This is a genomic window from Chitinophaga sp. G7 BAM 1005, assembly GCF_057126945.1.
Genome location: NZ_CP181478.1, coordinates 515,712 through 530,859, shown reverse-complemented (window position 1 = coordinate 530,859; position 15,148 = coordinate 515,712). Strand labels below are relative to the sequence as shown.

The window sequence follows — 15,148 nt, the reverse complement described above, 5'->3', positions numbered from 1 at the left end:
AAGCTAAGTAAATTTACTAAAAAGGAACTTATAGATGCCAGGCGTTAAACAATGAATCGGAGGTGGATTTCTCCTTCAGGCAACAGCGCCTCCGCTGACCAAAAGCTGCTGCCCGCTTACAAAACCCGACAGTTCACCAGCGAAAAATTCTGCAACATTCGCTACATCCTCCGGAGTACCCATCCGTCCCATAGGATAAAATGTTGGTACTATGGCCCTGATAGGCGCTTCCGCATCAACAACTGTATGAATTCCCGCACCTTCGGTTGCCGTGGGCAGTATGGCATTTACTGTTATGCCCTTTTTCCCTAACTCCCTGGCCAATACCTGCACCAGGTACAAGGCGGCAATTTTGCTTCCACCGTGAAGCGCATAGCCGGGATTAGGCAGCCCGGTCGTGCTGGAACCGATATAAATAATCCGGCCATTGTCGGCCACATGCCTGGCTGCCGCCTGCATAGTGAAGAATGCGCCCTTTGTATTGGTATCAAACAACCTATCAAATTGCTCTTCACTAAACGCGGTAACCGGCACGCCAACCAATTCCAATCCTGCATTTACCACCACAATGTCAATTTTCCCAAATTCCTGGAGAGCAACTTCAAATAGCCGATTTATTTCAGCGGGCCTGGAAACGTCCGCTTTCGCTGAAATAGCTTTTACCTGGTAACTTTCAATCTGTTTAACTACTGCATCGGCGGCCACGCTATTACTTGCGTAGTTAACTACAATATGTGCACCCAATTGGGCATACCTCAAGGCAATTGCTTTACCAATGCCTCTGGAGGCGCCGGTAACCAGTGCTACTTTATCTTTTAAAGAATTCATAAATCAGTTATTTAGTTTGAAGAATTAAGGGACAAGCGCCGAGCATGTCCCTCCTAAGGGCTAGATGAACATTCCTCCAGATATTTCGATGCGTTGGGCATTTACAAAGCGGCTGTCTTCGGATAGCATTGATGCGACAAACATGCCCACATCGTCCGCATTTCCAAGACGTCCGAGCGCAGTCATGCCGGCAATCTGCTCACGATGGCTATCATCACCTTTCCCACCACCAAATTCAGTGTCAATTGCTCCTGGTGCAACACTATTTACACGGATCTTCCTTCCGGCATATTCTTTGGCAAAATACCGTGTCAAGCCTTCTATCGCGGACTTAAGAGCACCATATACAGCAACCCCTGGGAAGGCGAAGCGGGCAAGCCCGGAAGAAATATTAATAATCTGGCCGCCATCAACGATCAACGGAATTAGTTTCTGCGTAAGAAAAAACACGCCTTTAAAATTTACATCCACAAGTTCGTCGAATAACTCTTCGGTTGTGTCCTTGATGAGCGTCCGCTGGGATATCCCTGCGTTGTTTACAAGATAATCGAAGTTCTCCCGATTCCATCCCTGCTTTAACACCTGCGAAATCTGATCGGCAAAGCCACTAAAGGAGCTGGTTTTGGATGTGTCCAATTGCAAGGCAACGGCCTTACCTCCACTACTGTTGATGGTATCGGCAACAGCTTTCCCCTGATCGGAGTTGCTGTTATACGTTAGGATAACGTCAATGCCACGTTGAGCGGCATTTAACGCAATACTTTTTCCTATTCCACGGCTCCCGCCGGTTACAAGGAGAATTTTTGATGCTGTTGTTTTCATCTTTTTAAAGTTTTAATTTATATAACAAAGTTCAACAACGCGGCGCAGGGCTACTTATACATTTCCGGATAGGTTTTATACATTTCATAGATGCTGGGAAAAATGTAGATATTTCAGCGAAAATCCCTGCGTTCCCCATTTAGCCTGACACTTCATTACGGAGCAGAATAGCCATTGACGGGATTCGATTTACTGCTTCAGAAGAGACCGGCAAGTTATAACGAACACTTTTGTGTCAGATTTAACACACACAATAAATTTGGTTGATGAATTGGATAGTAAATAGCAAAAATTAAATAATCGCCTGGCGCATATTCAGAGCATATTGACTTGGCTATTGCCAATAACAAACTTGATAGCAAAATTCAGCGCAGCTCCAGGTAGAGATTCCACGACTTAAATTTCCGCTGCAAGATTTAGAAATGAAGAGATTTAACAGAGCCCATGATACGGGAAAGGTAGGCTTTTCTGACAATTCTTATTAGTCTCCGGAAACAATTATCGAGAGTACCTCTAAGGGTACCAACGCCCTTATAAAATGTAATTATTTGAAAATGAGTGATTTGAAAAATAAACAAACATTACCAAAGGAAAAGGGTACCTGTTTTTTCTCCGAATTGGTACCCTCGGTTACCCCCAATGTTTTTGTGAGAAGGGTTTAGGAACCGGGTCCGACTCGTCCCTTAAACTCAAAATGGAATTTAAATAGGTATCAACATTTACGGATATTCTCATACATCGTTTAACATCTGTTTCGGTTTACTCTATTTTACCAAGAGCCTGGGCAATGATGGAGATGTGCTTTCCTCATAGCAAATTTTACCGAGCTTCCTTTTGGCCGCCAAATAATGTTTCCCCTTTAACTCCTCATCAAGTCTTTGTCGTATATGTCTTCTAAAAAGTATTGAAACCCCGATTCAATTACTTTTGAAACACCATACCTGAAATTCAGCAGCAGGGTATAGTTGTTCTCCCAAATGATCAGATCAGACATCCCGGTAGAACGGAGCTACGCTCTTTTATTTTATTTTTTTGAAGATCCGCTATTTCTTAATCGATAAATTCCTGATTGAAAAAGATCCTCATTTCTCTATTTGAGCTTTATAGGCCCTCATAAATTTACGATTTAATCATATAGGGTGCAATGGACTAATTTTTGATCTCGACAATTGCTGCTTACTTGTTTTTATTGACAGAACTTTTTGCTACATTTATTTATATACTTTTATAAATAGAATACGGCTATGGAAACCTTTGTGGTGCATCCCGATAAATTCCAGGAAAAAGCGTTGAAGGCTTAAAAAAAAGCCTTGCAGGTTCCTTTTAAAGTTAATATTTGTAGAAAGAGGAATTTCGTATTTCCCTTCCTTTAAAACCTGTTTACAGGAGTTTACCTGATTAAAAAAAAGTACGAACTATGTTTGATATATTTTTTGAAAAATATCCGGATTATTCAACTGTGCAGAAGCCAACAGTAGATGTATTGGATAAGTTTAGGGGCAAACTGCCCATTCAACTTATGGATTTCTGGAATGCTTATGGATTTGGAACATATATGAACGGCTACCTCAAAATGGTTGATCCTTCAGAATTTCAACAGCTTTTTGATGAAGCCTACAATAATATGGACAACGAAATTGTTTTTGCTGTTACTGGTCTTGGGGATTTCCTGACCTGGACAGGAGATGCAATACGGGCTGTTTACTTCAAAAACGGTTACGATTCCATTGTTGAAAGTGGGGACGATATGGAGTGGTTTTTTGATATGGATTTAGCCGATGAGGGCTTTTTAAAGGATAATTTAAATGATAAGAACTACATGGCCGCTAAAGCAAATTTAGGTGAACCGGGATATGATGAATGCTTCGGTTATGTGCCCCTGCTGGGTTTAGGTGGACCAGAGAAAGCAGTGCATCTTCAGAAAGTAAAAATAAAAGAACATATTTCCTTAATCGCCCAAACACTTGGTAAGATTAAATAATGTTAACCCGCACTTTTGGCTTTTTAAAATTCATATTCTATGCTTAAATCCAGATACCTCTTAATTCCATATATTATTTTAATGTACGCTTGCGGAATTGGTGCAAACGATCCTATTATAGGGAAATGGCAAGTTGTAAAAGAGGTTAATAAAATTAAGGATGCTAAAATTGATACCACCACAGTAAAGATTTCGGACTTTACCTATGATCTGTTCAATTTCAAAACAGCTAAAAATTTGGAAATTACCACAAATGCAACAAAGTTAAGTTATGACTATTCCATAAATGATAGCGTACTTCAATTTATAGGCAATGGTAAAACCACCCATTACGGCATACAGAAAGTTGATCAAGACAGTTTGGTGTTGTACAGAGAAGAAAATTGGGCAAACACCATACGCATTTCTTCGACATTATATTTTAAGAAAGTAGAATAATAAGCCAGTAATGAATAAAATCTTTAAAATAATTGGCACAACTGTCTTAACCCTCATCTGTCTTCTGTTATTAATTATGGGGCTTTTCTGGGGAAATGTGAAATGGGGTAATTATTCAAAAGGGAAAGAGGCAATCCGTTATCAAAAAGAGGTTTGTGATACCATAACAACGGTAAATGGAAAAATTGATTTTGTACTTAGTGGGTTTAGTAAAAAAGAAATCAGTCAGGTTCGTTTTTATCTTATTCGGAACAAATTAATCGTGCGGGATAGTGTGGTAAAAGTGGATGTTAACCCTGTCGCTGAATACCAGAAGGTTATGCTGCCTTTTGATAAAATGAGCATTACAGATCAGGTGATTGTAAAAGCAGGTAATCGTTATTTTCAGCTCACCGGATTGAGCTATAGGGCGAAATATAATTACGGTATGTTTGGGCCTGTTGGCGACTGTGAGTGCGCATTGGATGGATTCGAAAAGATTAATGGGGCAATGGCTGGATCCGGCTGGCTGATAAAAAAGTATGGACTATTAAATTATCCATTACAATAAAAATTGTTTCTTTTGAAAGTAGAGAAATTTTGCTTTAATGTGGAGGATCTGAGACGTTCGAGTCTTTCCTCACCCGCAAAGCCACTTTTTTGTTTATATCCCTCGGAATATGGCTTTAAGCAGAAATTTTTCAGGGAAGAATCCTATATTTAACCCGGATTAAAGCCGGCGGTCTTTAGCATACCATAAAGCCGGAATAATACGAGGGTGAATCTGTCAGCATTTTTTTTGAAGGCCAGGACGTAAGCTTCTATATACGGCCCCATTTAACCTGAACCCCGGGTAATCAATAAAATAAAAAAGGACATTAAATGCGCGCTGTTCGAACAAAGCGTACATCCCGGCGTTAATCGCCCTATGACAATATAAATGATACTAAATATGGAAAGACTACTACTGTCTGCCGGTTTTATGGCATTGATGGCTGTTTTGAATGGATGCAATGGAGGCAAGCCAAAAACGCTGCATAAGGCAGCGGATTCACTGGAAATCATCAACAACACGCCCCCCGACTCACTGCCTGCCCCTGGTGCTACTCCGTCGGTTACCAATTTCAGTCATGTTATCGGCTGGAAAGACAACAGCAAACCAATTGCCCCGGAAGGATTTGTAGTTAACAAATTTGCTGACGGCCTGAAAAATCCCAGATGGATCTACGTGGCGCCCAACGGCGACATCTTTGTTTCCGAAGCACATGCCATCAAACGGTTTAGCCAGGAAGTGGTCAATGCAGTCAGTGGCAAATCCAAATCAGAGAATAACAACATTACTGCCAACAGGATCACAATGTTCCGGGATACCAACCAGGATGGAGTGCCTGATGAGCGTCATGTTTTCCTGGAAAACCTCAACCAGCCGATGGGAATGCTGATCCTGAACGACAAATTTTATGTGGCCAACACCGATGCGCTGGTACAATACCCATACACTGCCGGCATAACGGAAATGAAAGCAGCAGGAAAGAAAATTTTAGACCTCCCCGCAGGTGGTTATAATAACCATTGGGCGCGTAATGTGATTAGAAGTGAAGACGGCGCCAAACTGTATATATCCGTGGGTTCCGGCACCAATGCCGCCGAACACGGAATGGAAAATGAAAAAAACAGGGCAAACATACTGGAAGTAAATCCGGACGGCACCGGCGTCAGAATATATGCCAGCGGGTTACGCAACCCGGTTGGTATGGACTGGGCGCCGGGCACACATACCCTGTGGACGGTAGTAAACGAACGCGATCAGCTGGGTAACGACCTGGTACCGGATTACTTTACCAGCGTGAAAGATGGCGCATTCTACGGCTGGCCCTATTCCTATTTTGGTCAGCACGAAGATCCCTCTCTTAAAGGCCAGGCGCCCGAACTGGTAAAAAGTGCGCTGGTACCGGACTTTGCCCTGATGGCGCATTCAGCGTCTCTTGGACTGCATTTTTATAAAGGCACTGCATTTCCCGAAAAATACCGCAACGGCGCATTTATTGGTCAACATGGCTCATGGAACCGCGACTACCTCTCTGGCTACAAAGTGATTTATGTGCCGTTCAAAGATGGTAAACCTGCCGGTAAAGCGGAAGATTTCCTGACAGGGTTTATCGCAAATGAAGTTAAAAGTGAGGTTCATGGCCGCCCTGTTTGTGTTACTATGGCCCAAGATGGCGCATTGCTGGTATCGGATGATGCATCCAATACCATCTGGCGCGTAGCTGCAAAAAAATAATTCACCTCCTGTATCGGCACTTTACCATACCTCAGACACTGGTAAAACATTCAGTAAGATAGGCGGTGAAAATTCGGTTTGAGACTTAGGGGCCGACAAAAAAATCAGCCCCTAAGTCATCACTGGCACTACTCATATTCCCTGTAGGCGCCAAATCTTGCCAGCTGGTCCTCTCCCAGCTGCGCTGGTATCGGAAACGCGGGAATCCCCTGCTGTTCACATATCTGCATCCATAAACCGGTACGGGTATAGGTTTGATGTACTTTCTGAAAATGTGTGGAAAGCAGTAAGTCTTTCGCTTGCTGCACCTGTTTTTTGTCGATCAGCAACTGCACTCTTCTTTCAATAACCCACTCATCTGCCAATGCATCAACTGCCGATAACCAATGTTCCCGCTCAGCTATCGTTTGTGGTCCTATAGCGCGCAGCAGCTTATCTCTTTCCACAACCACCTGCGGATGCAGCTGTACCCATTTTTCACTGATTGCTTCCATTGCTTTCCAGGCGCCTGTGAGATTACCATCTAGTTTCAATAGCCTCGCCAGTAACACTTTTGCGAGTCCCATGCTGTTGACAGAAAGCATTTGTATTGCCTCTTTGCTTCTTCCCCTGCCTGCCTCCCAGGCGGCATAATAAAATCCCCACATCTCCCTGTTTTCTCCACTTGCTTTACTGATGGCGTATTTAAAGGGAGCATCCATATTTTCCATACCCGAAGGCGCCCATGTATATTGGTCAACAGGCGGAGGCAAAGGCAGTGCCGTTTTAGCAGCACAGGCTTTCGCCAGCTCATTCCAAACCTGCACGTCCCTGTTCCTGGCCCAGTCAAATAAAGGGATGTCCTTTACCGGCCTTAGTTTAATAGCGGGCGTTGGCAGGGAATGGATATCCAGTTCCCGGTCGGCAGGTATCCAGTATTCCACATGCCAGCGTATTTCCTTCGGCTGCAGTTCCAGCTTGATGGATTGATCTGCTATGGGGCCACCCTGCAACTCAATATATGGCGCGCTCCGTGCGGTGCTCAACATTGCCCATGCGCTGTCGGCCCCCCCGCCATAGCTCCACAGCTTAATGCCCGGCGCGATCTGGTTATCGGCAATATGATATAACCCCGTGCCAAGTGAAGGGGTATAGGCGCCAAAGGCATTCACGTTTTTTGTTTTCCAGAAATAACCGGTCATTTCCCGGATATCAGCTTCCCCCCGCGGTCCCTGGCTGGCCCAGTCAATGGTATCAATATGGGAAGCGTGCGACAGCACCCTGCCTTCAGGAAAATTATACCTGGTATCGGCAGCGGAAGGCAGCGCTGCATTGGACCAACTCATCCAGGGATAGGCGTTGGCGCCGGGGTTATAGAATTTAACCCGCTCGGTTAAAAAATTATCCGCAGGTCCAAGGGAATATTCAACAGACCACTGCATGCCAAAACGCAGCTCTCTTTCACCACAGGTAACATAGGTCCTGCCCGGTGTACTGTCGATCCTGTAAAGCACGGATTCATTCTGAGAAGGTGAATGTGAAATCGGGAAACTCACTTCAATACCACCGGCTACAAAATAAAACCGGGGCAGTATCCTTGTCTGCCGGATTACATCCGGCACATACAATACTTCTTTTCCTGATTGCTTATGAATCATAGAAACTACTTTACCTCCCAGATCCGGACATACCGTTACTTTCAGCAGGTCATTTTCCAACGCCACAAAACGATATTTTTTCAACACAGGTCTGTTGGATGTTTCTGCATAACTAACGTACGGATATACCCCGTTTGGATCAAACACAGGAGGAACCGGGCCGGCAGGCGTAAGCACATGCGTGAGCAGGTAGTTGCTATGTTCCGAACATGCCACTTTACCAGTGGTATGCTGACCAATACATTTGCTAACAATACTACCTGTAAGCAGCAATAACAATATCCTGATATTCATTATTCCGTTTTTTTCAGATAACATTTTACCTGCCCAGCTTATCGCTTAGTGCTTCTACCAGGCTTCTTCCTTTATTAATATCTCCGATAATCTTATCTTCATCAAAATCCTTCTCCGCAGCAAAGCGTTGCAGATGTTGCTCAAATGTTTGCCACAAGGCTTTTACAGCTTTATCTTTTGATGCCAGTGCCTGTGTTTTTAAAATGCGGATCTTCTCAAAATCCACAATGCCTTCCCTTAGTTTCTCGAAACGCACAGAGCTGTTGCCTCCCGGATAAACGAGGAAACAATCGCCCGCAGGCCACGAACCGAAACGGGCATCCCTTACCGGATCTTCCGTCCATGCATCGTACGCCCAGCGCAAAAAACCGTCGTATCCAACAGCGGCGGAATACCAGCTGATCCATCGTCCTTCTGAAGGAGGCGAGAAAACAAAATTATTTGGTTTGGCAGGATTGCAACAAACATAAAAGGTAGAGGAAGCGCCTCTTGCGGCTCGTTGCTTTAACTCAGCAACGGCAGGCTCATTGCCATACAGGAAAGAATAATCATCCAACAGCGTATCCAGCTCCTTATGCCAGTTTCCCGCATAGGTGATACGCCATTTTGCGGGATGTTCTTTAATCACCTTAATCGCGGCCAGTGTCTGCTTCATTTCATTCTCGTTGATACCCAGGTATGTTTTATTAAACCACCCTTTTTGTTGCAGATGCGTTTGCAGATCGTTGAGGAAAATATGCCAGTGTGTTTTATATGCTGCCGATTCCGGCGCCCAGTAAGCATACTGGTAATTACCGGTGGCCTCGTCCATATAGCGGAACCGGTTGGCCCACGGGATAGCGGTATACAGGGTGATTGCCTGATCAATGCCCAACGCCATGCACATCTCTACGTATTCATCAAAAATATGATAGTCAAATTTCCAGCTGCCATTCCTTTGCTTTATCCATTCGATCATTCCTCCTTCTATCATGTACGAATTATCGGACCACGGGGAATGCACGGCATAAGTAGTAATGTACTTACCGCCTGCATCTGCATATAATTGCAGATGTTTTTTCAACAGTGCTTTATGTTCTGCCGACCACGGCTGCAATTGGTTATGCCAGGCAACAGCCCAGGGATTCTGCCACAAATCAAGCCGGTACGACCATTCACGCGGCGGCGGTAATAACTGTGGCTGCACCCGGATGTTGATCTGCAATGCCGTGCTGTATTTATCCGTGTTTACCTGTATGGTACCCGAATAAGTGCCCGGCGGGGTATTGGCCGGAATATTGAGCGACAGCCAAACCGGTCTTACCGTCCCGCCGGGAACATCAAAACGCTCAAATGGCTCAAACCGGTCTGGCATCAGGTAGCCGTTCTTATACGGCGTTTCACCACACACGGCATCTTTGGCGCCGTACGGATAGTTAGAAAGTACGTAGCGCTCCATGTTCAAACTGATATGTTCCCGGCTGATCATCTTACCGCCGGCGCCGGTAAGATCGCTTAATGTAAAGCGAACCTGGTTCAGCGTGTCCGGCGACCACACCAGCAATTGTGCATTCAGTCTTTCTGCCTTCCAGCCGGTGGCATCCCAGCTTGTTGCTGTCTTTTGCACCGGCACTTCTGTTCTGAAATACAGCTTATCGGTAGTACTGAAAGATACATGCAGGCCGTGGCCCTGCGCAGCCCATGCCTGCTCATCGGTTGTTTTATCAAAGGTGTATTCCGGTTGATAATGACTACTTAATGCCGGTAAACGGTTGCGGTCAACTTCCCCCTTGTACTGCGAAAAAGCTGAAAATGAAAAACAACTGGCCAGGCCAAAGATTAACGAAATTTTTTTCATGTGTTCATTTGTTCATTTGAATAAGCTTGTTCTATCAGCTCCACGCTGTTTCTCCATTATAATCTATACATCCCTGATAGCCCCCGGGTAAAGGCAGGTAACGCAATACTTCTGTAGCACCGGGTTTTGATGTAAAGAATCCCAATAAAGTCAACTGTTTTATCAATGTAAAGTAATGTGGCGATGCAGTGTTGTTCCTGCTGTGATCTTTCGCCTCTTTGTCCACGTTGGTAAGCAGGACAATTTTTTGTTCAGCAGAAAGCTTTACAAAAGTTACCTTGAACTTTTTAAGTGAAGCATCATTTAATTGAGCAATTCCCCGCTTCAATGTTTGTTGTTGCATTTTATTGTAACAATCTGATGCATACAATGCAATAAATTTCCCTACTTCCGCATCCTTTGCACCCGGCGTATTTGTGCGGGGGAGGATAGTTTCCGCTACTTCATCAAAGAATGCAATGTCTTGCTTACCAAAAATCGGTTCATTACGCTCCCTGCATCCCGTAAGAAACAGCTCTCCTCCTACCAATGCTGCACCTGTAAGCACAGAGATCGTTTTTATTAATTCCCGGCGATTCATTACAACGCTCCTTTTTTTAGTTGCTCCACCGCATAGTCAGCAGCTCTTGCAGTTAACGACATATAAAGAATAGAAGGACTTTGGTTGCCCGTACTTGTCATACAGGCGCCGTCCGTAACAAATACATTTTTACAATGATGCAGCTGATTCCATTCATTAAGCAATGAATTGGCAGGATCTTTTCCCATACGTACGCCGCCCATTTCATGTATATCCAATCCCGGCGGCTGGCGGTTTTCATTCACCACAATATTCTTAGCGCCGGCTGCCTCCAGCATTGCTCTTCCCTGTTCGATAAAATCCTTTACCATTTTATCATCGTTATCATCATAGTCTACAGATGTTATTAATAAAGGAATTCCCCATTCATCCTTTTTATCTTTGCTTAATCTTACATGATTGCTTTCTTTGGGAATTGTTTCTCCCTGCATATACATATATGCTCCCCATTTACCCGGCTTACTAATGGCGTCTTTAAATGCAGCGCCTACTGCCTGTGGAATGTTTTTATCATTTAACTTTTCCCTGTAACCAGCGCTAAAGATGACATAACCGCCTACAAAATCTGTGTCTTTCTGATACACATTCCTGAAGTTGGGAATAATACATTCCGCAGGCTTCGATACTTTGTAATACTTATCTTCAAAACCATCAAACTCCCCGCTCATACCTGCCCTGTAATTGTGAAAACCAATGTATTTTCCAAGCAACCCGTTATCGTTCCCCAGTCCGTTCGGAAACCGCCTGGAGGTTGAATTTAATAAAACCAGGTTCGTGTTTAAAGCAGAGGCATTAAGGAAAATAATCTTTGCATGAAAGATGATCTCCTTCTTTGTGCGGGCATCAATCACTTTCACCCCCGTTGCTTTACCGGATTGTTCATCATAGATAATGGAATGTACAACAGAAAAAGGCCGTATCGTTAAATTGCCCGTTTTTTCCGCCGCCGGAAGAGTAGCCGCATTTGAGCTGAAATACCCCCCCAGCGGACAACCGCGCATGCAAAGATTCCTGCTTAAACACTGACGGTGTTGCTCTTTATGAATATCCTGCGGCTGTGTTACCTGTGCCCATCTGCCAGATACATAATGACGGTTGAACTTACCGGCCAATGTTTCTTTTAAATGCTCTTCTACACAATTCAATTCAAAAGCAGGTAAAAACTCTCCATCCGGCATGGTATCAATACCTTCTTTATTGCCACAAACGCCAATAAATTTTTCCACGTGGCTGTACCAGGGAGCAACATCGTTATAACCAATGGGCCATTCAATTCCATATCCGTACCGGTGTGGAGCCGTAAAATCCATCTCACTCCAACGTGCGCAGGCACGCCCCCATGTCAGGGATTTTCCGCCAACCTGGTAGCCCCGTATCCATTCAAAAGGTTTTTCCTGGATATAGGGATGGTCTGCATCTTTTATAAAAAAATGCGCGGTACTGGCATCATATCCCGCGGCTTTGCTTATATAAGGATTGGCGTCTAAAACTTTTTCCGGAAGCGCTCCGCGGTACTTAAAATCCCAAACAGGCGTGTTAGCAGTTGGATAATCCTTTATATGCTCCACATTTCTCCCGCGCTCCAATACCAGTGTTGTTAATCCTTTCTCACACAATTCCTTTGCCGCCCAACCGCCGCTGATACCACTTCCTACAACAATTGCATCAAAAGAAGTTATTTCCTCCTGCTTAACAGAAGTATCTGAACTACCACTCATATATGAATATTTATCTTGTTACTATTTAAGTTGCGCTATGTTGTATGCTATTGGTGCAAATGCAAAGCTGCCGCACCCCAAATATTGCCATTCAGCAGGGAAGACGCCTCAATTTTCAAAGTAGAAATTGCACGTTTATATGCAAAAGTGCCAACCGTTTCCCACATACTTTTTGAATAAAACGGGAATGCTGCTTTTACTGCGCCACCAATAATAAAACACTCCGTATCGAATGCATACAGGATCAATTTGATGGCCTCGCCTAAATGCCTGCCAAAGTCGCCGTATATTTCAATAGCCGCTGCATCGTCCGCCAGTGCGTTATTATAAAGGACATCTCCTTTTACATGATGAACCTGTTCAAAAAAACGGCCACTTACATAATACTCGATGTTTTTATCCAGGTATCTTATCATTCCAAATTCCCCGGCGCCACCATATTTCCCGGTAACTAATTTTCGGTTCAGGATGATCCCCGTTCCCAGGCCAGTTCCTATTGTCAAGCCTACCACGGATTCATGCTGACGCCCGCTTCCAAAATAAAATTCTCCCAATGCAAAACAGTTCGCATCATTCTCCATTTTCACCGGTAATTTATAGCGCTGTGCTAAAACCGCCCGGAGGTTCATTTCATTCAATGAAGGAATATTAACAACATCATATAAAACTTTAGTGAATGGATCCACAAGACCTGGAACTCCTATCCCGATTGCTGCTACATTCTCATTAAGGATGCTGTCAACTACATCAAAAATCTGTTCCTGTACATTTTCATGTGCATAAAAGGGCCGGGAAATAACAGATGAAAGAACTCCTTCACTAACTATTCCTGCCCGCAGATTTGTTCCTCCCAGATCAATACCTATGATTTGACTCCGTTCCATGTTAGTTTATATTTGATAAGAGAGCAGCAGCATCTGCATCCAAAAAAACGGTAACGGAAGGATGATTCAGCAACAAACTTCCCGGCAATTCATTCACAGGCGGCTCTTCCAGCATTTTCTTTACAATTCCTGCCTTGTGTTTTCCGCTTACCATTAAAATAATATGCCTGCTTTCCAGTAACGTACCGAGACCTAACGTAATCCCTTCTTTCAATACCTGCGGCTGGTTAAAATATTTTTGGCCTACCTGCATGGTTACCGGGTGTAGTGTAACAATTTGTGCCCTGCTATCCACAGCACAACCCGGCTCATTCATGGCAATATGCCCGTTCATTCCCAAACCAAGTATGGCTACATCAATCCCGTTGTACCGCTTAATAAACTGTTCGGCAGCCTCACACTCTTTCTGAAGAGCTGTTGCACGGCCATCAAAGAAGCAAATTTTATCCCCGGAAATATTCAGCGGCAGCAACAACTCCTTGTCGATGGAGTAACGGCAACTTCCTTCATCGCTGCCATTTAGCCCAACCCACTCATCCAACCCTACAAAGCCCCACTGGGATACATTACTTTTTCTATCCTGGTATTTTTCAACCAGCACCTTATATAAACCAGCCGGCGTATCGCCGGAAGCAGGGCATAGTAATGGCTTTTCGCGCCCGGACATCAGTTCGGTTACCAGTTCTGCAACTGCCACTGAAAGTTCCTGGTAGGTATTAAGTATGGTTAATTTCACAACTCTGCATTAATGGTTAACTATGGCTTCAGCCAAAGGTCAATAGGTTTTTCTACTTTCTGATTAAACGGAAGACTGATTTTCCTGCCTCGCCCGGCAGATGCGTAGGCTGCATAAATGATTTCCAGAACAGCCCTTCCATCCTTTCCGGTAACCAACGGCTCCCGGTCATGCTGTACACAATCTATAAAGTGTTTTAACTCCCGGGGATATCCCTGGTTAAATGCTTCTTCAAATACGCAAAAACTCCAGCCTACAGTAGTATCAGTTTTTTCCATTGCATAGCCATATCCATTTTTGCTATAGGCCAGTACAGAATTGCCCGTAAACAGATCGGCGTACGCAACTCCATCCGTACCATGAATTTCGCTACGGTCATCCATGCCTCCCTGCTTTGCCCAGGAGTTCTCCACAACGCCTGTTACGCCATTTTCAAATTCTATAATTACGATGGAGTTGTCTTCTCCCTTAGTTCTTTCCTTATGGAAAACGGTTTTCATAGATGCAGTAACACTCAGTGCTTTATTGTTTTTCAGCATCCACCTGAACCACGCAATGCCGTGGCACCCCATGTCCATTAAAACGCCACCTCCGGATTGATCTATATTATAGAACCAATCAGAATGCGGACCAGAATGCTTTTCCGATTGCTTTAACATATACACATCTCCAACAGCTCCTTCTTCTACCAACTTCCGGGCACGCTCATATTTAGGAGCAAAGCAAAGTTCCTCCGCATACATTAATTTTACTTTTGCTTTTTCACTGGCAGCAATCATTTCATCGGCTTCTTCCAAAGTAACAGCCAGCGGCTTCTCAATAATAATATGCTTCCCGGCAGCTGCGGCTTTTAAGGTGGCTTCTTTGTGCAGAAAATTAGGAAGACAGATATCGACTACGTCGAAGTCAGCATTCCTGATCAAATCATCTATGGAAGAAAAGTGCTGCGCGATATGATGTTTAGCTGCAAAGGCTTTTGCCTTCTCTGCACTTCTTGTATAAACAGCTACCACCTCTGCTTCCGGAACAAACCGTTCATAACTTTCCATGTGGATATCGGCAATAAATCCGGCTCCCAATATGGCTACTTTTACCCGCTTCATATTTTACGTTCAAGAGGTTTACAAACT

The 15,148-nt window shown here is 44.1% G+C and carries 13 protein-coding genes; 4 read left to right on the top strand and 9 right to left on the bottom strand.

Annotation, left to right across the window (positions count from 1 at the left end):
* Positions 1-75: 75 nt before the first annotated feature.
* Both ACMXI2_RS02180 and ACMXI2_RS02175 read right to left on the bottom strand, forming a co-directional pair.
* Positions 76-828, bottom strand: a complete 753-nt coding sequence (locus ACMXI2_RS02180) for an SDR family oxidoreductase (RefSeq protein WP_483780088.1) — start codon at positions 826-828, stop codon at positions 76-78.
* Positions 829-888: 60 nt separating this feature from the next.
* On the bottom strand, positions 889-1,650 hold the full coding sequence (locus ACMXI2_RS02175; protein ID WP_483780087.1) for an SDR family NAD(P)-dependent oxidoreductase: 762 nt from the start codon (positions 1,648-1,650) through the stop codon (positions 889-891).
* A 1,417-nt stretch (positions 1,651-3,067) separates the two neighbouring features.
* Here ACMXI2_RS02175 and ACMXI2_RS02170 point away from each other — a divergent pair.
* From ACMXI2_RS02170 to ACMXI2_RS02155, 4 genes are all read left to right on the top strand, one after another.
* On the top strand, positions 3,068-3,631 hold the full coding sequence (locus tag ACMXI2_RS02170; RefSeq protein WP_483780086.1) for a T6SS immunity protein Tdi1 domain-containing protein: 564 nt from the start codon (positions 3,068-3,070) through the stop codon (positions 3,629-3,631).
* Between the two features lie 39 nt (positions 3,632-3,670).
* Complete coding sequence (locus ACMXI2_RS02165; RefSeq protein WP_483780085.1) at positions 3,671-4,069, top strand: hypothetical protein; 399 nt, start codon at positions 3,671-3,673, stop codon at positions 4,067-4,069.
* A 10-nt stretch (positions 4,070-4,079) separates the two neighbouring features.
* The gene (locus ACMXI2_RS02160; protein WP_483780084.1) at positions 4,080-4,619 is read left to right on the top strand and encodes a hypothetical protein; all 540 of its coding nucleotides are present in this window, start codon (positions 4,080-4,082) and stop codon (positions 4,617-4,619) included.
* Positions 4,620-5,000: 381 nt separating this feature from the next.
* Positions 5,001-6,332: a PQQ-dependent sugar dehydrogenase gene (locus ACMXI2_RS02155; RefSeq protein WP_483780083.1), complete on the top strand. Its 1,332-nt coding sequence runs from the start codon at positions 5,001-5,003 to the stop codon at positions 6,330-6,332.
* Positions 6,333-6,460: 128 nt separating this feature from the next.
* Here ACMXI2_RS02155 and ACMXI2_RS02150 read toward each other — a convergent pair whose 3' ends face one another.
* Genes ACMXI2_RS02150 through ACMXI2_RS02120 form a run of 7 tightly spaced genes read right to left on the bottom strand, consistent with a single transcriptional unit; the run spans position 6,461 to position 15,121 of the window.
* Positions 6,461-8,263 carry a DUF5107 domain-containing protein gene (locus ACMXI2_RS02150; RefSeq protein WP_483780082.1) on the bottom strand — a complete coding sequence of 601 codons (1,803 nt, stop codon included), beginning with the start codon at positions 8,261-8,263 and terminating at the stop codon, positions 6,461-6,463.
* 25 nt (positions 8,264-8,288) lie between these two features.
* Positions 8,289-10,100 carry a DUF4091 domain-containing protein gene (locus ACMXI2_RS02145; protein ID WP_483780081.1) on the bottom strand — a complete coding sequence of 604 codons (1,812 nt, stop codon included), beginning with the start codon at positions 10,098-10,100 and terminating at the stop codon, positions 8,289-8,291.
* 34 nt (positions 10,101-10,134) lie between these two features.
* Positions 10,135-10,647 (bottom strand): gluconate 2-dehydrogenase subunit 3 family protein, encoded by a 513-nt coding sequence (locus tag ACMXI2_RS02140; protein WP_483780080.1) that lies wholly within the window; start codon positions 10,645-10,647, stop codon positions 10,135-10,137.
* A 32-nt stretch (positions 10,648-10,679) separates the two neighbouring features.
* The gene (locus ACMXI2_RS02135; RefSeq protein WP_483780079.1) at positions 10,680-12,398 is read right to left on the bottom strand and encodes a GMC oxidoreductase; all 1,719 of its coding nucleotides are present in this window, start codon (positions 12,396-12,398) and stop codon (positions 10,680-10,682) included.
* Between the two features lie 47 nt (positions 12,399-12,445).
* The gene (locus ACMXI2_RS02130; protein WP_483780078.1) at positions 12,446-13,282 is read right to left on the bottom strand and encodes an ROK family protein; all 837 of its coding nucleotides are present in this window, start codon (positions 13,280-13,282) and stop codon (positions 12,446-12,448) included.
* 1 nt (position 13,283) lies between these two features.
* Positions 13,284-14,018: a glucosamine-6-phosphate deaminase gene (locus tag ACMXI2_RS02125; RefSeq protein ID WP_483780077.1), complete on the bottom strand. Its 735-nt coding sequence runs from the start codon at positions 14,016-14,018 to the stop codon at positions 13,284-13,286.
* Between the two features lie 20 nt (positions 14,019-14,038).
* Positions 14,039-15,121, bottom strand: coding sequence for a Gfo/Idh/MocA family protein (locus ACMXI2_RS02120; RefSeq protein ID WP_483780076.1), 1,083 nt, complete (start codon positions 15,119-15,121; stop codon positions 14,039-14,041).
* Positions 15,122-15,148: the final 27 nt, after the last annotated feature.

Excerpts from the sequence above, each read along its gene's own strand:
- ACMXI2_RS02180 (WP_483780088.1), bottom strand. The coding sequence starts at position 828 with ATGAATTCTTTAAAAGATAAAGTAGCACTGGTTACCGGCGCCTCCAGA.
- ACMXI2_RS02175 (WP_483780087.1), bottom strand. The coding sequence starts at position 1,650 with ATGAAAACAACAGCATCAAAAATTCTCCTTGTAACCGGCGGGAGCCGT.
- ACMXI2_RS02170 (WP_483780086.1), top strand. The coding sequence starts at position 3,068 with ATGTTTGATATATTTTTTGAAAAATATCCGGATTATTCAACTGTGCAG.
- ACMXI2_RS02165 (WP_483780085.1), top strand. The coding sequence starts at position 3,671 with ATGCTTAAATCCAGATACCTCTTAATTCCATATATTATTTTAATGTAC.
- ACMXI2_RS02160 (WP_483780084.1), top strand. The coding sequence starts at position 4,080 with ATGAATAAAATCTTTAAAATAATTGGCACAACTGTCTTAACCCTCATC.
- ACMXI2_RS02155 (WP_483780083.1), top strand. The coding sequence starts at position 5,001 with ATGGAAAGACTACTACTGTCTGCCGGTTTTATGGCATTGATGGCTGTT.
- ACMXI2_RS02150 (WP_483780082.1), bottom strand. The coding sequence starts at position 8,263 with ATGAATATCAGGATATTGTTATTGCTGCTTACAGGTAGTATTGTTAGC.
- ACMXI2_RS02145 (WP_483780081.1), bottom strand. The coding sequence starts at position 10,100 with ATGAAAAAAATTTCGTTAATCTTTGGCCTGGCCAGTTGTTTTTCATTT.
- ACMXI2_RS02135 (WP_483780079.1), bottom strand. The coding sequence starts at position 12,398 with ATGAGTGGTAGTTCAGATACTTCTGTTAAGCAGGAGGAAATAACTTCT.
- ACMXI2_RS02130 (WP_483780078.1), bottom strand. The coding sequence starts at position 13,282 with ATGGAACGGAGTCAAATCATAGGTATTGATCTGGGAGGAACAAATCTG.
- ACMXI2_RS02120 (WP_483780076.1), bottom strand. The coding sequence starts at position 15,121 with ATGAAGCGGGTAAAAGTAGCCATATTGGGAGCCGGATTTATTGCCGAT.